The sequence below is a fragment of the Phycisphaerales bacterium genome (assembly GCA_040221175.1).
GTDB lineage: Bacteria > Planctomycetota > Phycisphaerae > Phycisphaerales > UBA1924 > JAHCJI01.
In genome coordinates this window covers 256524-275321 of sequence record JAVJVK010000013.1, presented here as the reverse complement: position 1 = coordinate 275321, position 18798 = coordinate 256524, and the positions used below count along the sequence as shown (strand labels likewise).

Annotated in this window: 15 protein-coding genes; 4 read left to right on the top strand and 11 right to left on the bottom strand. The window is 67.8% G+C overall.

All coding sequences use genetic code 11. From position 1 onward, the window contains the following. Positions 1–100: 100 nt before the first annotated feature. The 4 genes from rplJ to RIE32_11155 all read right to left on the bottom strand — a co-directional run bounded on the left by rplJ (position 101) and on the right by RIE32_11155 (position 2629). Positions 101–646, bottom strand: coding sequence for a 50S ribosomal protein L10 (gene rplJ, locus RIE32_11170; GenBank protein MEQ9096811.1), 546 nt, complete (start codon positions 644–646; stop codon positions 101–103). 21 nt (positions 647–667) lie between these two features. Continuing rightward, positions 668–1363, bottom strand: coding sequence for a 50S ribosomal protein L1 (gene rplA / locus RIE32_11165; GenBank protein ID MEQ9096810.1), 696 nt, complete (start codon positions 1361–1363; stop codon positions 668–670). 1 nt (position 1364) lies between these two features. Beyond that, on the bottom strand, positions 1365–1790 hold the full coding sequence (rplK, locus tag RIE32_11160) for a 50S ribosomal protein L11 (GenBank protein ID MEQ9096809.1): 426 nt from the start codon (positions 1788–1790) through the stop codon (positions 1365–1367). A 191-nt stretch (positions 1791–1981) separates the two neighbouring features. Continuing rightward, positions 1982–2629 (bottom strand): superoxide dismutase family protein, encoded by a 648-nt coding sequence (locus RIE32_11155; GenBank protein MEQ9096808.1) that lies wholly within the window; start codon positions 2627–2629, stop codon positions 1982–1984. Positions 2630–2917: 288 nt separating this feature from the next. Here RIE32_11155 and RIE32_11150 point away from each other — a divergent pair, with 288 nt between their 5' ends. After that, positions 2918–4360 carry a phosphomannomutase/phosphoglucomutase gene (locus tag RIE32_11150; GenBank protein MEQ9096807.1) on the top strand — a complete coding sequence of 481 codons (1443 nt, stop codon included), beginning with the start codon at positions 2918–2920 and terminating at the stop codon, positions 4358–4360. A 750-nt stretch (positions 4361–5110) separates the two neighbouring features. Here the strand turns inward: RIE32_11150 and RIE32_11145 are convergent. Beyond that, on the bottom strand, positions 5111–7120 hold the full coding sequence (locus tag RIE32_11145; GenBank protein ID MEQ9096806.1) for a hypothetical protein: 2010 nt from the start codon (positions 7118–7120) through the stop codon (positions 5111–5113). A 300-nt stretch (positions 7121–7420) separates the two neighbouring features. Here RIE32_11145 and RIE32_11140 point away from each other — a divergent pair, with 300 nt between their 5' ends. The 3 genes from RIE32_11140 (at position 7421) to RIE32_11130 (ending at position 11698) form a co-directional block, all read left to right on the top strand. Then, positions 7421–8674: a GC-type dockerin domain-anchored protein gene (locus RIE32_11140; protein ID MEQ9096805.1), complete on the top strand. Its 1254-nt coding sequence runs from the start codon at positions 7421–7423 to the stop codon at positions 8672–8674. Positions 8675–8968: 294 nt separating this feature from the next. Beyond that, positions 8969–9760: a hypothetical protein gene (locus tag RIE32_11135; GenBank protein MEQ9096804.1), complete on the top strand. Its 792-nt coding sequence runs from the start codon at positions 8969–8971 to the stop codon at positions 9758–9760. Positions 9761–9898: 138 nt separating this feature from the next. Beyond that, on the top strand, positions 9899–11698 hold the full coding sequence (locus tag RIE32_11130; protein ID MEQ9096803.1) for an AarF/UbiB family protein: 1800 nt from the start codon (positions 9899–9901) through the stop codon (positions 11696–11698). Positions 11699–11718: 20 nt separating this feature from the next. On the opposite strand, the gene RIE32_11125 is transcribed toward RIE32_11130, so the two are convergent. The 6 genes from RIE32_11125 to RIE32_11100 form a co-directional block, all read right to left on the bottom strand. Continuing rightward, complete coding sequence (locus tag RIE32_11125) at positions 11719–12402, bottom strand: hypothetical protein (protein ID MEQ9096802.1); 684 nt, start codon at positions 12400–12402, stop codon at positions 11719–11721. 79 nt (positions 12403–12481) lie between these two features. Further along, entirely contained in the window at positions 12482–13231 is a 750-nt protein-coding gene (locus RIE32_11120; GenBank protein ID MEQ9096801.1) for a YciI family protein, read from the bottom strand. Between the two features lie 29 nt (positions 13232–13260). Further along, entirely contained in the window at positions 13261–14250 is a 990-nt protein-coding gene (locus RIE32_11115) for a DUF6263 family protein (protein MEQ9096800.1), read from the bottom strand. 35 nt (positions 14251–14285) lie between these two features. Beyond that, the gene (locus tag RIE32_11110) at positions 14286–15974 is read right to left on the bottom strand and encodes an SPFH domain-containing protein (GenBank protein MEQ9096799.1); all 1689 of its coding nucleotides are present in this window, start codon (positions 15972–15974) and stop codon (positions 14286–14288) included. 73 nt (positions 15975–16047) lie between these two features. Then, positions 16048–16611, bottom strand: a complete 564-nt coding sequence (locus RIE32_11105; protein MEQ9096798.1) for a hypothetical protein — start codon at positions 16609–16611, stop codon at positions 16048–16050. Positions 16612–16660: 49 nt separating this feature from the next. Then, positions 16661–18589 (bottom strand): amino acid carrier protein, encoded by a 1929-nt coding sequence (locus RIE32_11100; protein MEQ9096797.1) that lies wholly within the window; start codon positions 18587–18589, stop codon positions 16661–16663. Between the last annotated feature and the right edge of the window lie 209 nt (positions 18590–18798).

Sequence of the window (18798 nt, the reverse complement as noted above, 5' to 3'; positions counted from 1 at the left end):
GCGTGGGAGCATGCCGGGGCCAGTCGGTGGTCGCCGTGCTCGACGGCTACGAATCAAAAACGTCCCGCTCGCGTTTCCACGATCAGGACGGTTGTGCCTGCTAGGCGGTCTTGGCGATGGTCTCGCCGTTCTCCAGTTTTTCCTGGAGGGTCTTGAGGATGCCGGCGATGTTGCTCGCCGGGCTGGTGGCGGCGCTGACCAGCTTGCCGCCGGGGGCGAGCACGACGGTGACGACCTTGGCGATCGCCTCGTCGCGCGTGGGGAACTTGCTCAGGCGCTTGACGCCCTCTTCACCCTCGAACAGCTCGCCATCGAGCACCGCGCCGCGGAGCTCCATGTCGGGCATGTCCTTGGCGATGTCGACGATCTTGCGGGCCACCTCGACGACGGTCTCGGCGCCGTAGACCAGGGCGTTGGGGCCGGTGAGCAGTTCGCCCAGGGGCTCCAGGCCTGTGCCTTCGAAGGCCTTGCGGGCCACGTTGTTGCGCAGCACGGTGACCGAGATCTCGCTCTTGGCAAGGTCTTTGCGAAGGGCGTTGGTGTCGTTGGCGCCGACGCCGCGGATGTTGATCAGCAGGGCCTCGCCGTTCTCGCCCAGCTTGGCCATGTAATCGGCCATCATCATTTCTTTGACGGGCTTGGACATGGGTGCTTCCTTTCCCGCTCGTCAGGAGACGACGGCGGCCTCGTGGTGCACGCGGACGCCGGGGGTCATGGTGCCGCTGATGGTGATCTTCTTGATGTACTCGCCCTTGACGGCGCTGGGACGGATCTTCTCGATGGCCTGCACGAAGTACTCGAAGTTTTCCTTCAGGTCGGCTTCGGGGAAGCTCATCTTGCCGATGACGGCGTGGATGTTGCCGCCCGCGTCGGCCCGGTACTCCAGCTTGCCCGCGGCGTATTCCTTCACCGCCTGCGGCACGTCGGTGGTCACGGTGCCGGCCTTGGGGCTGGGCATCAGGCCCTTGGGGCCCAGCACGCGGCCCAGCTTGCTGATAACGCGCATCATGTCGGGGCTGGCGACCGCGACATCGAAGTCCATCCAGCCCTTTTCGATCTCGGCGACCAGCTCCTCGCCGCCGGCCTTGATGGCTCCGGCGTCCAGGCAGGTCTGGACCTTGTCCTCGCTGCAGAAGGCCACGACCCGCTTGCTCTGGCCGATGCCCTTGGGCAGGGCGACTGAGCCGCGCAGGGCCTGATCGGCCTGCTTGGTGTTGATGTTCAGGTGCATGCAGACCTCGACCGTCTGGTCGAAGCGCGGGCCCTTGAACTTCTTGACGGCGCTGATGGCCTGCTCGACCGGCATGGCCTCGGTGGGCGCGGCCTTCAGGTTCGCCTTGCGTCGCTTGCTCACGTGTGCCATCTCAGCCCTCCACCCTGACGCCCATCGAGCGGGCGGTGCCTGCGATCACGTCCGCCGCCGCCTCGATATCGGTGGCGTTCAGGTCGGCCATCTTTTCCTCGGCGATCTTGCGGCACTGGTCGCGGGTGATCTTCGCGATGGGCGTCTGCGGCGTGCCGGCGCCCTTGTCGATGCCGGCGGCCTCCTTGATGAGCACCGACGCGGGCGAACTCTTCACCTCGAACTCGAACGAGCGGTCGGTGTAGCTGGTCACCACGCACCCGACGACCTTGCCGTTCAGGTGGGCGGTGGCGGCGTTGAACTGCTGGATGAACTGGCCGGGGTTGACGCCCTTGGCGCCCAGCACGGGGCCAAGCGGCGGCGCGGGCGTGGCGGACCCGCCCGGGGCCATGATCTTGAAAACGTGAGCGACTTCGCGTTTGGCCATCGTTTCTCCACCTCCCACCGGTCCCCGCCGCCCCCTTCCGGGGGGCGTGGTCGCGTGGGCCGGCCAGGGCTGCCACGCGGACGCGGTGGTGCGTTCGGCGTTTCGTTGTCGGCCCGTGGGACATCCCGCAGGCTGGCTCCCGGCTGAGCCGGGTCGAGATGATAGCCACGTCCGCGGGCGGGGGGCAAGGCTCAGGGCCGCAATGGCCGATCGAACAGCTCCGGATTCGCCACGCCGATCACCCCGATGCCGATCCGCGCCCCCGCGCTGCCGGTGGGCTGGTCGAACCGGTCGGGCTGGGCGTGGATGATCACCGCCCGGCCCAGGACCGGCGCCTCCGACCCGGCGATGGTCAGGCTCTCGAAGGTTCGGTCGTAGCGGGCGACCCCCTCAGAATTCGCTTCCAGGTTCCCGAAGTCGCCGGCGTGGTGTGAGTCATCAGTGCCGGGCCGGGCGTGGTGGCCGCTGCCCGAGGGGTCGTAGTGCCCGCCCGCGCTGGTGCCGTCGGCCGCGGTGGCGTCGCCATACTGGTGGACGTGGAAGCCGTGCTTCGAGTTGGGCTCCAGACCCTCCACGTATGCCGTCACGCGGACGCCGTTCTCGACCTTCTCGAAGCGGATGGTGCCCGAAACGCCGTCGTTGCCCTCGGTGGGTCCGATGGCCGCCACGGCACGGTCCACGTCGTGCAGGGCGTGCTCGGCGTGCCGGGCCTGTTGGCGGTGCTGGGCGTGCTGGTCGATCCCGTGCATGGATCCGCCCGCGGGGGCGATGTGCAGCGTGCCGGCCCCGGCCAGGGCGGCGGCGAGCAGGCCGGTGAGCGTGGAGGCGTTGGCGGTCATGGGTGCTCCCTTCGATTGGTGTTCGTCGGCGTCGACGTGTTCACCAAGTCATACCTCCCGCCGTTGAGCCAGGGGTGAACGCCGCGTGAATCTCCGCTCAGCGGCGAGCGATCCGCTCCAAGGCGCCTCCGCCGGCCGACAACACCGAATCAACCCAAACATAACTCCGACAAACAAGACGCCCACGAACCCGCCGGCTAATGTTGCCGTTTTGCAACTTCCCCCCCCCACATACCCACATACAAGGCCTCTTTGACACGGCCCCTCACACCCCCCAACGGAGCCCCCATGCTCGGACGAGTCTTCAAGGCGTACGACATCCGCGGAACCTACCCCGACCTCTTGACCGACCGCATGGCCTGGCAGGTGGGCGTGGGCACGGGGCGCTTCGTCTTAGAAGTCGCCAAGGCCACCGGCGAGAACACGCCCATGATGCGCACCGTCGTCGTCGGGCGCGACATGCGCGAGAGCGGGCCCGTGCTCACCGACCAGCTCATCGACGGGCTCACGCGCACGGGCGTCAGCGTCATCGACCTGGGCCTGGTCGACACGCCCATGATCTACTTCGCCATCAACCACCTGGGCTGCGCGGGCGGGGTGATGGTTACCGCGAGCCACAACCCGCCCAACTGGAACGGCTTCAAGATCGCCGGACCCAAGGCCAGGCCCATCGGCGAGGCGACCGGCCTGGCCGACATCCGCAAGCACGCCGCGATGGCCGACATGCGCACGATCGACGACCCAAGCGGCCGCGTCGAGCAGCGTGATTTGTGGAAGCCCTACGCCAAGCACGTGCGGCACTTCGTGCGTGCGGGCGGGCCCTCGACGCGCAATAGGCCCCTCAAGGTCGTCGTCGACGCCTCCAACGCCATGGCCGGCACGATGATCCCCAAGGTCTTCGGCGAGAAGGGCGAGCTGCTCGAGGGCTACCTCGACTGCGGCATCGAGCTCATCACCGTCAACATGGACAATACCAGCGGCGAGTTCGCCCACCCGCCGAATCCTCTTGTCAAGAGCAACATGCGCAACACGCAGGAGGCGGTCATCGAGCATAACGCCGACGTTGGTTTTTGCTTCGATGGCGACGCCGACCGCTGCATGGTGGTCGACGACGAGGCCCAGATCATCGGCTGCGACCACCTCACCGCGCTGCTGGCCGCCGATGCGCTCGAGCGGCACCCGGGCAGCGCCATCGTCTACGACCTGCGCTCGAGCAAGGCCGTCGAGGAGGACGTCCGCAAGGCCGGCGGCACGCCCGTGCGCGGCCGCGTGGGCCACGTGTTCATGAAGGCCGCGATGGCCGAGCACGGCGCCGTGTTTGGGGGCGAGCTCAGCGGCCACTTCTACTTCCAGGACAATTACAACGCCGACTCGGGCGCCATCGCGATGTCGACCGTCCTGGGCCTCTTGGGCCGCAGCAAGAAGAGCCTGGGCCAGCTCATCAAGCCGATTGCGCGCTACGTGCAGAGCGGCGAGCTGAATTACACCAACGAGGAGCCCCAGGAGGCGATCAACAAGCTCGAGGAGGAGATCGCCGGCGACGATGCACTCGTTGACAACCTGGACGGTATCACGATCGACGCCTTCGAAAAGGAAGGCTGGTGGATCAACGTGCGGATGAGCAACACCGAACCCCTGCTGCGCCTCAACGCCGAGGCGAAGGACCGCCAGACGCTCAACCGCCTGGTCGACCGCGTGGGCCCGCTGCTGGGCAAGCGCGTCGAGCATTGACATAGTCACCGCCTCCGGCGGTGAGTTGGCCTCGTAAGAACGAGGCCGGTTCCTCTTCGGGCAACCAGCACATTGAGTCACCGCCTCCGGCGGTGAGCTTGCCTCGTAAGAACGAGGCCCTGGGGCACAATCGACTTGTGTGGTGAAATGAAGCCCGGGCGCGAGCCCGGGCTTTCTCGTGCGCCGGCTCGCATCGCCGCGTTTGCGGACGCCCGGGCCCGCGGATCGATCGCGCGGGTCGCCGGCCCGGGCCCGAAGGCCGCCGGCCCGCGCGACGGGGGAGCCGGGGCGCGCGATCGGGCTGGCGGTCCTGTCGCGCGGGCTGGCTTCCCGATCGCGCGGACTGCCGGGACCGTTGAGGGGGCCGCCAGTCCGGTCGCGCGGGCTGGCGCCCCGATCGCGCGGATCGCAAGGACCATCGCGCCGGCCGCCAGTCCCGTCGCGCGGATTGGCAGTTCCGTCGCGCGGATTGCCAGTTTCGTCGCGCGGATTGGCAATCCCGTGCCGAGTCCTGGCAATCCGCGCCCATGGATCCGGACCTTGGCCTCTCTGGCGCGGGCGTCAGGGGTGCTAACTCGAACATTGACCAGAAAAAAAGTCTCGGCTTTGTTTGGGGCGGGGGTTGGTTGGTGGGTGATCGGAGCGTGGTCGGGTGGCCGTGGCTCTCGGACGTACGGTGGTGCGCGTCGGCGGGACCAATAAGAAAGGCCCGCGTGGCGGGCCGAGGGGTGTTCGTGTTGGGAGCGGCGATTACCGGCCGCGCGTGTACGCGTCGAACGCGTCGATGTAGAGCAGCATGTCGATGGCGTCGACCTCGCCGCTGCCGTCGATGTCGACGCGGCGGGCCCGGCGGTCGTACAGGGGCGTGAAGGCGGCCATGTCGTAGGCGTCGACCGCCGCATCGTCGGTCAGGTCGAGCATGGCGGGCGTCTGGAAGCAATTACGCCCGACCGATGTGCCGTAGGCCTGATGGAACAGCCACGCGTCGCGCTTCGTCGTCGGGCTGGGGCTGTCGTCGGCCACCAGCGTGTGCGTCGACCAATACGAACACGGATTGACCGGATCGGCCTGTGCATCGGCAACGTTCGCCCACGTCTCCAGGATCGAGTCGTCGTAGGCGACCAGCGGGCCCGAACGCACGACCGTCTCCGAGCCGACGATGCCAGTGTACGAGTTGTTTAGGCGGACGCGGCGGACCTCAGGCCACGTGTCGTCGTTCATCGGGTCGGTCTCGTCCGAGTAGGTGTACTCGATGAACGCCTGGCCGCGACGGTTGACGACGATGACCGGGTGGTACCGGTCGCCCTCGTCCTCGCTGATGTCGACCGGGATGCGGCCTTGGGCCACGATCGTGGGCTGCCACATGTCGGGGGTCGTCGATTGGAAGTTGCTCAGATTCGGATCGAGCACGTACCACTGCACGACCCATTGCTGCACGATGTTGCCCTGGTCCTCGGGCAGCACGGCGTGGACGGCGAAGATGCGGAAGGCCCCGCCGTTGGCGCTGCCGTCTTTGGCGATCACCGCCGAATGGAAGTACGCGCCCTGGGCCTCGGGCTCCCACGTACCGTCTGGCGTCCGCGGCAGCGTGATGGGTCCGAAGTCGTCTGCCTCCCGGGGCGGATAGAACTTGAGCGTCGTGTCGACCGTGTTGTCCGAGAGCGTGCCGGACGAGGTCCGCTGCTGGAGCGTCCAATCCACGCCCACGCCTGCGTCGGCGTCGAACACGCCCTTCAGCCGGATTGCCTCCGAGGGGATGGTCGAACCGAACGGTTGATAGGTGTCGGGCACGCTGATGATAAACGTGGCGTTCTCCACCTGCTCGAAGGGGGCCTGCACGACGCAGCCGTAAGTTGAGGTATCAGCAACGACGCCAAGTGTTACGTCACCCTCGAATGGCCTGATCACCGTCATGTCGCTCTCGCCCGGCCGATCACCGTCGAGGATCGACGAGGCGCCCCCATCGTGTTCGTAGGGAATGACGTAGATGAACTGGCGGACCTCTTGGTTGAGCGGCGTCGGACCATTGGTGCCCTCTGGAAGAAAACACCGAGTGCGTGCATTGGTCGCCAGAATCAGGCCGCCAGAGCGGTCGTTGGGGTCGCCGGTGATGGTGTGGAAGCCAAGAGAGCCCAGCCGCGTTGTGTAGAACGGGGGTACATGGGCGGCGTCGCCCTTGTACTTCTGAATCGACACGTCGTCCAAGAGATCGAACGCTTCGCCCCCGTTACCCGCCGACCCGCCGCTGCCGGTGTAGTACCACCACTCCGAATCGTCGAGGGGGTCGGTGATGCCAAAGTTCGCCCCAGACTTGTTCACCGACAGGTGTAGCGAGGAGCTAAAGGCGCAGTCATCGATCGCAAGCGGATCGATGGAGACCACCTCGGCCTCGGTGTAGAGCCCCCACAATCGATTGTGGATCGGATCGTGGTTGGCCACCGGGTCGAGCAGCACTGCGCCGCTCGAGATGACGGGCACGAAAGGGAAGTCAAGGTCGTCCACGCCGCGCTCGTCGAGCGCGGTGATCGTGGCGGCCTTGGAGAACAGCGAGAGGTACCGTGTGCCGGCGGCCAGCACGCCCAGGTTGCTCACGCCCACCGCCGGGGCGGTCGGCCAGGCTCCCTCGTTGTTGGCCCCATCCGTTGCGTCCTGCTCGTGGGCCACGTAGTCGTTGGGCGGGGTCTGCGCGTGGGCCGTGCCCACGGGCAGGCCGCACGCGATGACGATCGATGCCAGCGTGAACGCGTTGCGAGTCTGCATGTGTGATCCCCCTGTGCCGCGAGTGTCGAACGTGAGATAATGTACAAGATGGGGGGGGGGGCGCTGTCAACCCCTTTTCACTCGATCACCCGATTTCTTGACATATCCGGCTAGATTCGCTTGCATCGCGGGGCGAAATCCGTCACAATGGATGTCATGAATTCTTTGCTCCACGCTCTCGTCGCTGTCGTATTTGCGTCATCCGGGCTGGCCGACGACCCCGTCCAGCGCCTCGTCGGCCCGCCCGACCTGGCCAAGGGCTTCGGCCACGCCCTTTCGATGAACGAGCGGCACCTGATCGTGGGCGATGGTCTGGCGGTTTCGTTCTGCCCCGGCGGCGACCCGTTCGGCTGCCAGGCCGGGGCCGTCTATGCCTTCGAGCGCGAGGGATCGCGCTGGATCCAGACCCAGACTATCATTCCGCCGGACATCGGCTTCCTCGATGGCTTCGGCGCGGCCGTGGCGCTCGACCCGCTCAACCCCAATCGTTTCCTGACGGTCACGGCGCTCAAGATGGGCCAGGGCGAGCTCGGCTACGGCCACATTTATGAGTACGACGGTGAGCTGTGGGTCGAAACCGCTCGCATCCCGCGGCCGGACGGGGAGCCAGTAGGGAGGAGCGGGTTCGGCAGGGCGGCCGCGCTGTACGGCGATACGGCGCTCGTCAGCCAAGCCGGGCTCGTCTATCGGTTCCGGGAAGTGGGCGGCCAGTGGGCGCATGAGCAGACCATCGAGCGGCCGCCGGAGGTGTCCGAACTCAGCTACTACGCCAACGAGTCCGTCTTGATGCTCGGAGATTGGGTTTTCATCGGCGCTTACCGCGACAGCTCCACCGGCTCGCCGCATGGTTCGCCGCTGCACGGCTCGGTGATTGTGTACCATCGCAATCCCGACGGCTCGCTGGAATATGTCCAGCGGATGTTGCCGCCGGAGCAGCCACCTCTGACTGAGCAAAGCGTGAACTTCGGGTACGGCCTCGCCTTTGATGGCACCACGCTCGCGGTCGGGGCGCGAGGCGTCGAGCGTGCCTTCAGGTCTCAAGGAGCGGTCTACATCTACGAACTAGATGGGGACATCTGGACGCTGCGACAAGAAATACTGTCCAGTATGCCTGCATTTCGCGCAGGCTTCGGCCAAAGTATCTCGGTCTATGGCGATCATCTGATCACGGGCCACGGCCGGCTCGACGACTACCGAGCATTCGCCTTTCAGCGCGGAGCCGACGGGGCCTGGCGCGAAACCGCCGTGCTCCGTCCTGGGGACGGGGCGTCGAGCGGCCCACACGACTTCGGATCGACTACGGCCCTGCACGGCCCCTGGGCAATCGTTGGCGCGCACAACGAGGAGCCCGGCGGCGCCGCCTACGCCTACAACCTCGCGTGCTTCGATTGCCCCGCTGACCTTGACGCCGACGGCGACCTCACAATCTTCGACTTCCTGAGCTTTGCGAACTTTTTCCAGGACGGCGACGCACAAGCCGACTTCGACGGCGACGGCGAGCTGACCATCTTCGACTTCCTCGCGTATCAAACGGCGTTCGACGCGGGGTGCTGAGGAAGAAAGCGACGCAGCGATCGAGCGACGAAGCGACGGAGGGGGGGACCGAGAACCGGTCCCCTTCTTCGTTCTTCCCTTCGTCGCTCCGCCGCTGCGTGCCTTCGTCGCTCCCCTTTACCCCCCCAACCCGCACGACCGGACCCATTTTCGCCCCCGGCACGCGCCGACCACTGGATCGGCGGGATTCCTTTCCCGATGACCGCCCCAGCGGCCCGTGCAGTTGCGGGCCGATCGGGGTGACCGGGCGGATGGCCGCCGGCGCCCGCGACACATCAACCGGATGGTGAAACCATGTCGACGATTCAGCAGACGCAACAAGGCACGCTCAACTTCGTCAGCCAGCGGATCGGCCCCTGGACGGAGAACGCCGAGCAGCTCACCCTTTCATTGGAAGACACCACGACGCTGTCGAGCCTCTTGAGCGACGCCCAGACCAAGTTCGACGACGCCAAGGAGGCCTGGAACCAGTACCGCGCCAAGGTCGACGCCCAGGACGAGGCCATCGACGCGCTGTACGACTTCACCTCGCTCCTGGTCCAGCAGATCCGCGTGGCCGCCCGCAAGGACGGCACCAACGAGCTCTACCAGCTCGCCCAGATCGACCCGCCCAAGAAGGCGACCCCGCGCACCGAGGCGCCCATCCCCACCAACCTGGCGACCGACACGACCACCAGCGGCCAGGTCGTGCTGACCTTTAAGGGGACCAAGACCGGCGGCTCGGTCTTCGAGGTGCAGCGCCAGCTCGTGCCCGTGGGCGAATTGCCCGGCCCCTGGCAGCAACTGGGGACGATCGGGACGAAGGAATTCACCGATCAGAACGTGCCCAGCGGCATGGCCCAGATCAACTACCGCGTGCGCACCGTGCTGACCACCGGCATCGTCAGCCAGTGGAGCTTCCCGGCGCCCTTCTACTTCGGCAGCGGCAACCAGGCGACCCCGGTGCAGGCGGCCGCCGCGCAGAGTGCCCAGAGCGAGCCGGTGGACGCGGCCCCCGAGGGCGACGGCCAGGAGCCGCTGACCATCGAGGGCGCCCAGCAGCTCAAGGACGCCCAGACTGCCAAGGGCAAGCCCAAGGCCGGCTAAGAAGGGGATTCAACTCGACTCGCGTCGCGGCGGATGGGCATGGGCCCGTCCGCCGCGTGTTCAATGGGCGCCGAGCGCTGCATCCCTTCGTCACCGCGTCGCTTCGTGACTCCGTCGCTTCTTCCCTACCCTCCCGCCGTGGCATCGAATCTCCCTTCCAACATCGCAAGCCTCGGCCGCACCATCCGCAACATCCGGCGGGCCAAGGAGATCCTCGCCGTCCTGGCCAGCTTCGGCTTCGGGCAGGCCATCGCCGACCTGGACCTGGACCGGCTGGTCCTGCGCGGCCGGCGCATGATCGGGCTGAGCAAGCCCGACGCGAGCGTGACGCGCAAGCCCACCGCCGTGCGCCTGCGCGAGGCGATGGAAGAGCTGGGCCCCACGTTCGTCAAGCTCGCCCAGGTCTTGAGCACGCGGCCCGACCTCATCCCCCCCGAGTGGGCCGAGGAGTTCACCAAGCTGCAGAGCACCGTGCGGCCCGTGCCGGCCGACGAGATCAAGCCCTACATCGACGAACTGATCGAGCGGATGCCCGAGACCGCAGACCAGGGCCCGCGCTTCCACCGCATCGAGTACGAGTCGATGGCCGCCGGCTCGATCGCCCAGGCCCACCGCGCGACGCTGGCGGGTGGGGGCGAGGTCATCCTGAAGGTCCTGCGGCCGGACATCGAGGAGGTCATCGAGTCGGACCTGGAGATCATGGCCACGCTGGCCGAGTTCATCGAGGACCGCTTCAGCGACCTGGGCTACAGCCCCGTGGAAGTCGTCGAGCAGTTCAGGCGGCAGGTGCGCCGCGAGATCGACCTGGAGCTGGAGCGCCGCAGCATGGCGCGCATGGCCGCGGCCTTCGCCGAGGACGGCCGCGTCCGCTTCCCGAAGGTCTACCCCCAGCACAGCACGCCCGAGATCCTGTGCATGGAGCGCATCGAGGGCGTGCTGCTGAGCGACTTCAAGAAGCACCCAGAGGACCACTTCACCGACGCCCAGCGGCGCGAGATCGTGGCCATCGGCACCGACGTGGTCTTCCGCCAGTGCTTCGAGACGGGCTTCTTCCACGCCGACCCGCACCCGGGCAACATCTTCGTGCTGGTCGACCCGACGCCTCAGGGTGAGGCAACCGAAGTCGCGAAGCGCGCGGCCCCCGAGGTCAAGCTCTGCTTCATCGACTACGGCATGACGGGCAACATCGACCCCAGGACCGCGGAAGTCCTGGCCGACCTGGTGCAGGGCACGATCGCCGGCGACCTCGACCGCGTGCTGGACGTGGTGATCGAGCTGACCGGCGTGAGCCCGATGAAGGCGCACGACCGCGTGTTCCGGGCCGACGCATGGGAGTTCATCAGCCGCTTCCAGAGCGCGAGCCTGGCCGACCTGCGCATGGGCGCCCTGCTCAGCGAGTTCTTCGCCAAGCTGAGAAAACATAAGCTGCGCGTGCCTGCCGACATCGTGTACCTCATCAAGGCCATCACGACCATCGAGGGCGTGGGCGAGATGGTGTGCCCGAGCTTCGACATCGTCGACCACGTGCGCCCGCACGTCGAGGGGCTGCTCCGCCGCCGCTACGGCTTCCGCGCCGCCAAGCGACGGGTGCAAGGTGCGGCCCTGGGCTACGCCGAGCTGGTCGAGCGCGCCCCGCGCGAGGTGGCCAGCATCCTGCACATGGTGCGCAACGAGGAACTGGGCGTGCAGCTCAAGCACCACGGCCTGAGCGAGGTGACCGACGAGCTCGAGCGCGCCAGCCGCAACATCAGTTATTCATTGGTCGTCGCGGCGCTGGTCGTCGGTGGCTCGATCATGCTGCTGGCCGATCGGGCCGCGGCGTCGCGCGGGGCGACCGATGCGCCCGAGGGGCTGCTGTTCTGGGTGGGGCTGGCGGCGTTCGTGTTCGCCGGGCTGCTGGGCGTGATCCGCCTGCTGACCGGCAAGCGCTTGTCGTAACTCACTTCTCGTTTCGGAGCTTACTTCTCGCCGGGCTTCTTGCCGCTGATCATGCCGCCGGCGCCCTTGAGCAGCCCGCCGGCCGCGTCGAAGAGCGAGCCCACGCCCATGCGGGCCGCGTCGACCGCCGTCGCCGCCGCATCGCCGGCCGTGGCGACCGGATGCCGCATCGCTTCGCGGAGGGCGCCCTCGACCGCCGGGCGGATGCCCTCGAACACGCGGCCGGCATGGTGGGTCAGGTCGGTGGCGGCGCCCTTGGCGTTGCTGCCGGCGGCCTTGGTCAATCGCGAGCCCGAGTCGCGCAGCAGGTCCTCGATGGTGCGCAGGTCCTCGATGGCGGCCTTCACGTCGTCCTTGGCGAAGCTCTCGCCGCGCGAGCGGGCTTCCTCGAGCGCCAATTGCGTGGCGTGGGCGGCCTTGCCCAGCCCTTCGCCCAGGCCCTCGAGCGTCTCGGCCATGACCGAGTCCTTGCGCTCGTCGCTGATGGCGTGGGCGCCGCGGCTGGCGCCCTCGAGCACCTCGCGCGTGACGCGCTGCACCGCGCTGGCGCCGCCCTCGATCATGCGGCCGGGCGTGGCGGCCGCGCTGGCCACCAGGTCGCTGATGCGCCGGCGCACGTCGCCCTCCGAAGCGGTCGGATCGCTCGCGATGGCCTCGGCCTTGGCCTGGGTGTCGCTGTGCGTGTGCTCGTCGTGGTTGCTCATCGTGGGGCCTCCCTTCTGTATCCGGGCAGCCCAATGCTATGGGCGTCGGGCCAAGCGTTCGCCCGCGATGAGCCCGCGCTCACGGGCCCGGTTCGAGGCCGGGCAGCAACTCGAGCGTCGGGCTTCCATACCAGCCGTGGAAGGTCCAGTCGGCCTCGGGCAGCAGGCCGGCGGCCAGGGGCGCGTTGGGCGCATCGAGCCAGGCGAAGACGCGCTGCTGGCCGCGCGGATTGGTCAGCGTGCCGGCGATGAGCACGCCCTCGGCGCCGGGCAGCGTCTGGGCCAGGTCCTCGTCGTATGGCGCGCTGGCCATGACGTACATGCGTCCGAACCACTCGTCGGGGACTTCCGGGTCGGCCAGGCGGCGCTGCTCGAATTCTTCCTCGAGCCGGGTGAGTTCGGTGAGCGGCGCAGCAGTGGTCAGCAGGTAGGGCTCCATCGCGAACACGCCCATCTGGGCGCCCGGATCGGTCGCCGCGAGGGCCGCCCCCTTCTCGATCGTGTCGGCGTCGAACACGAAGATGCCCCGGTGGTCCGGGTCGCTCTTGGGCTCGGCCAGCGGCCCGGCGATCAACAGCGTGCCCTCCTCGGCAAGCCGGCGCATGTTGGCCATGTGGCCCTGCATTGCTTCGGATTGCTGCGCCCGCGAGGGCGTGCGGAGCGGACCGGTCTTGATGAAGATCATGGCGTAGTCGCGCGCCGGAGCGCTCGCAGGTTCGGCCGGTGGCTCCGGCACCGCCTCGCCGCTCACACCGCTCCGGCAACCACCGAGAGCAGTAAAGCTGGCGAGCAGGGCCGCGACGGCGACGGAGAAAACGGGCTTGGTCATGGTCGGTGTGCCCCCGGCGTGGGTGGTCATCAGAAGGGCGGGGCCTCATCGGCGCCGCCGTCGATTGCGGGAAGGTCGCCCTTGTGGGGCTCGATCTTCATGGCGATGGAGATGCGCTGGCGGACCTTGATCGGCACGCCATCCTGGAACACGGTCATGTGGACCTCGCCGCTGGTATCGACCTGGGCACGGCCCTCGACCGAGTCGAGCGAGAAGACCGACTCGCTCTTGCCGGCCATGGTGGTCGACTCCATCCGCAGGCGCGTGCCGGGAGGCAGGTCCGGGCTTTCGACGTCGTGGGGCTTTGTGCTGACCTTGATGTCCGAACTGACGTGCAGACGGCCCTGTTCGATGCTCTTGAGCGTGTGCGTCGAGGTGCGCTGCATGCGAACGCCGTTGATGGCGATGTCCTCGGTCACGCGCCAGCGGCCGCCAACGCCGATGGGCTCCTCGGGCAGTTGCACGCTGGCCGACGACGCCGTGTCTTCCATGGTCGACCGCATCTGCGGATCGGTGATCGGCGAGCCGTCTTCGGACGTGGCGACGACATCGGTCGTCCGGCCCACCGGGTCGATCTTGTAGCGGATCCTGACCCCGCGCATGGGCGCGAGCCCCTCGCTATAGGCGTCGGCGACGAAGGGATCGATGCCCTCTTCGGGCACCACGCCCACGCGTTCGAGAATGCCTTCGACGCTGGCGATGCCATCATCATCCACGCCGCGCACGTGCAGGGTCATGAACATCTCGCTGGCGGGCAGTTGTGCGCCCTCGAAGCCGCCGCCCATGTCCATCTTCATCTGGAAGTCGGTGACCATCCGCAGCGTGGTCTTGTCGCCCTCGGCCAGCTCGTACCGACGGATTTGCGGGTCTTCGCCTGGCTCGAGAAGCTCGATCACCGCGGGCTTTGCCTCGGGCGCGGGCTCGGCCCGTGGAGCCTCGTCCTGCGGCATCGCGGAACAAACGCCGCCGGCGCCCAGCATCGCCGCCAGGATCATGAAGGTGGTGAACGGGCGTCGCATGCGATGAGGTCCTTCCGTCATGGGTTCAAGATCGCTCAGCGATCGGGCTTGGGGTTGGGCTTGGCATCTGGCCTGGGCGTGCGCGCAGGCTCCTTAGGCTGGTGATCTTCATCGATGCGTTCGCCCGTGGGCTCGGTCACCCGTCCCAAGGCGCCCGGCAGCTCGACGCCCGCCTGGCGCGCCAGTTCGTGCACGGGCGGGAGCGAGCCGATGAGGCCCGCCAGGAAGTCGCTGGTGCTGCCGCCCACGCCGTTCTTGCCGGCGCCCCCGCCACCGGCGCCGGTGTCCCACACGGTGATCTTGTCGATCTTGAGGTTGCTGATGGCCTTGACCTGCTGGGCGACCAGCTCGGGCAACTGCTCGATGAGCAGCAGCGTGGGCGCCACCTGCGGGTTGTCGGCGGCGGCCTCCATGAGCTGGCGGTAGCCGGCGGCCTTGGCTTCGAGCACCTGCCGCACGCCCTCGGCCTCGGCCTGGTACTTGGCCAGCGTGGCGTCGGCTTCGCCTCGCGCTTCGCGACGCTTCTTCTCGGCCTCGGCCTCGGCGGCGATCTCGATGCGCTGCTTCTCGATCTCCTGGGGCGCCAGTTCTTCCTTGCCAAGGCGGGCGATCTCCTGCTCGCGCTCGGCCTTCAGGATGGCCTCGTGGGCCTGCGCGGCGGCCACGTCGGACCTGCGCCGGCTCTCGGCCCGTACCTCGGCCAGCTTGGCGTTGTACTCGGCAATCTGCGCCTGGCTGGCGTTCTCGCCCTCGACCGCACGCGCCTCGGCCTCGGCCACGGCCACGCGCTGGGTCTGCTCGGCCCGCTTGCTCGCCGCTGCGGTCTCGGCGCGACGCTCGGCCACGGCGATGTCCTGGTCGCGCTTGCTTTCGGCCTCGCCCGTGACGGCCTGGGCCTCAAACTCGGCGACCGCCACGCGCTGCTTGCGTTCGGCTTCCTTCTCGCCCTCGGTGGCGGCGGCCGTCTCACGGGCCACGCTCACCGTGCGCTCGCGGTTAGCCATGGCCTCGCCCGTGGCGCCGTCGCGGTCGGCCTGGGCCACCTCGACCTTGGCCTTGTTGATGGCCTCGGCCGCCGCCCGCTGGCCGATGGCGCGGATGTAGCCGCTCTCGTCGGTGATATCGCGGATGTTGACGTTGATCAGCTCCAGGCCGACCTTGTTGATCTCCTGCGTGACGTTGTCGCGGATCAGGCTCTCGAACTTCTCGCGGTCCTTGTTAATCTCCTCGATCGACAGCGTCGCGATGACCAGGCGGAGCTGGCCCAGAACGATGTCCTGCGCCAGTTCGCGGATGCCCTGCGGGGGCTTGCCCAGCAGGTTCTCCGCCGCGGCGGCCATGAGCACCGGGTCGGGCGAGATGCGCACCGTAAAGGTCGACGGCACGTTCACGCGGATGTTGTTGAGCGACAGCGCCCCTTCGAGGGGGATGTCGATCACCAACGGCTCCATGCTCATGTAACCGTGCTGCTGGATGACCGGGAAGACGACCTTGATGCCGCCGTTGTAGCAGCGACGGCCGCTCTTGCCGGCGCTACCCCAGACCACCAGCACCCGGTTCGGCGGGCAGCGCTGCACGCGGCTGGCCAGGAACCAGATGATCAGCAGCGTGATGAACAGCACCACGCCCAGGCCGATCATCGCGAAGATGCCGATGCTGTCGCCCGAAGCGTCCGAGCTCTGGGCCAGCAGGGTCTGGAGCGTCATCAATGCAGTGAGCCTCATGGGCGCGATCTCCCCCCGATTGCCGCCCATGATCGGGGCGGCATGTGCGAATCAGGATAGGCCAAGGCGGTGCTTACGCCCGCTCGACCAGCACCGTGTTGTTCTGATCGTCCGCCGACACGATCTTGACGCTCGTGCGAGGCGGGATCGGTTCCTCGCCGGCTTGTACCGCGTCGTACTCGCGGCGGTTGCCGTTGATGACGACCGACACCGCCCCACGCCCGGCGTTGGCCGGCGGCACGGTGACGGCCACGTCGCCGGTGAGCCCGGCGGCGCTGGCGATGCTGATGTTGCCCGAACGCTGCATCTTGAAGACCTGCCGCGTCATCCAGCCCATCAGCCACGCGATGCCCAAGCCGCTGACCACCGCGATGGCGACGGCCCCAGTCATACCAAGGTCGAGCACGCGGAACGCCCCAAGGCCCATCCAGCCGCTGCCCAGGCAGAAGGCCGCGATGGTCTGGATGCTCAGGGCCCGGAAGTCGCCGGCCCCGCTGGCATCCAGATCGACGTCGGCGTCCAGGTCGAAGTCGCCCCCGAGCTCGCCGGCCAGGAGCTGGATCACGAACAGCCCCGTGCCGAACAGCGCAGGGATCGCGAACCAGATGGCCCCATCGGCAAAGAACCAGTCGAGCATGTCGAGCCCTCCCCTCCGCGAGCTTGTTGGGGAATTGATCGCGGCAGTTTTACTCGACGTCCTTGCCCTCGACCACGTCCTGGATCGACGCCGGCTCGTGGGCGCCCGCCTCCAGCTCGCCGCGCTTCAGGCGGCCCATGTACTCGTGGTAGGCCTTCATGGCTTGGCTACCGAAGATGATCATGATCGGGATGTTGGCCACGAGCATCACGCCCAGGCCCAGGGTGGTCCACATGTCCAGCTGCGCATCGGTGCCGATCAGGGCCCGCTTGGAGCCATCGGGTCCGGTCACCAGCGGCATGGCGGCCACAGTGGTCAGCAGGATGAGCAGGCAGTACACGACCTTGTAGAACAGGACGATGGCGTCGACGCGCTTCTTGCCGAGCTGGCCGAACAGGTAGAAGATGCCCTGCTCGCCGTAGTAGCTCCACGAGATCATCGTCGATACGGCGAACAGCCACGCCGCGACCGTCACCAGCCACTTGCCAAGGCCCGGCGTCACGCGGTCGAACGCGTGCGCCGTCAGGCTCGCGCCGGCGTAGTCGCCGTAGACGCCCACCCCCGCGTCGTCTGGCTCGGCGGTCATGCCCTCTTCGGGCGCTTCGAAGTCCGGATCGATGGTCGAGTGCAGCGCCGGCCGCTGGTCGCTCTCGAGCGTGCCCCAGTTGACGACCCACTGGTCCTGGGCGTCGCGCGAGACCGTGCCGCTCAGGCGGCGCAGGTTGCGCCCCGTGTTCTCGTCCATGTCGGCCTCGACGACGATGAACACCGTCTCGCCGTCACGCCAGCCGGCCTCGCCCTGGGGCGTATTCAGCGTGCGCTTGGCGGCCACGGTCTTGCCGGGAAGCTGGGCCGAGCCCAGCGTCCAGGTGTTTGCGATCGGCTGGCCGTCGGCGTTGGTCGCCTGGACGACCTGCATGCCCTGCTCGGCGGGGATGAACGCCTCGGGCGGGCGGTTGTACGCGCCGCTGGAGAGGATCACGAGCGCCGTCAGCGTGCACACCACGATGGTGTCGATGAAGGGCTCCAGGCCGGCGACCACGCCCTCGCGCACGGGCTCGTCGGTCTTGGCCGCCGAGTGGGCGATGGGGCTGGAGCCCTGGCCGGCCTCGGAGCTGAACAGGGCGCGCTTCACGCCCCACATGGCCGCGTAGCCGAACGTGCCGCCCAGGAAGGCGCCGGTGGGATCGGGGCTCTGGCCGCCCAGGAAGCCGGGCAGGCCGCTCTTGATGATCAGCATGAACATGTCGGGGATGACCGAGATGTTCATGAGCAGCACGTACAGCGCCGCCACGACGTACAGCACGCACATGAGCGGCACGATGCGGCCGGCGACCGAGCCGATGCGCTTGATGCCGCCGATGATGACCAGGCCCACCACGATCGCCAGGATCAGGCCCGTGGCGAACTGGGGCACCTCGAAGTAGGTGTAGCTCAGGTCGGCCACGTTCCACGCCTGGAACATGTTGCCGCCGGTGATGGCGCTGATGAGCAGCGTGACGCAGAAAACGCCGCCGAAGATGGCGCCCAACGGGCCCAGCCCCCACTTTTTGAAGCCCTCGCGCACGACGAACATTGGACCGCCGTGGGGGTTGTCGGGGTCGTCGGTGTTGCGGTAGAGCATGCTCTGGGTGACCTCGGTCATCTTCAGGGCCATGCCCAGGATGCCGATCACCCACATCCAGAAGACCGCGCCCGGGCCGCCCAGGGCCACCGCCAGCGCCACGCCGCCGATGTTGCCCAGGCCCACCGTGGCCGACAGGGCCGCCGAGAGCGCCTGGAAGTGGTTGATGGCGCCCGGATCGTTCTTGTCGTCGTACTTGCCGCGGACGACCGCCACGCCGTGGGTCAATGCCCGGTACTGGCCGAAGCCGCTCCAGATGGTGAACACCAGGCCCACCAGCAGCAGTGCGTACACCACGAAGTCGTGGAACAGCAGCCCGTTGAGCGTGTTGATGAAGCTCTCGATGCCGGCCATGGGTTGGTGGTCCTTTCTCTTCGTGCCGACGGCACGGTCGGCTCCGGTGCGCGGGCCCCAGCGAGACGGCGCTCCGCGTGGCGCGTGGAGGCATCATCCCCCGAACAGGCTCCCGATTCAAGCCCTCATCGGCCCAAAGCCGGGCCGCAACGCCACTTTGGGCCTCCATATGCCGCCCGACCGCGCGGGGTTACGCGCCGCCGGCCAAC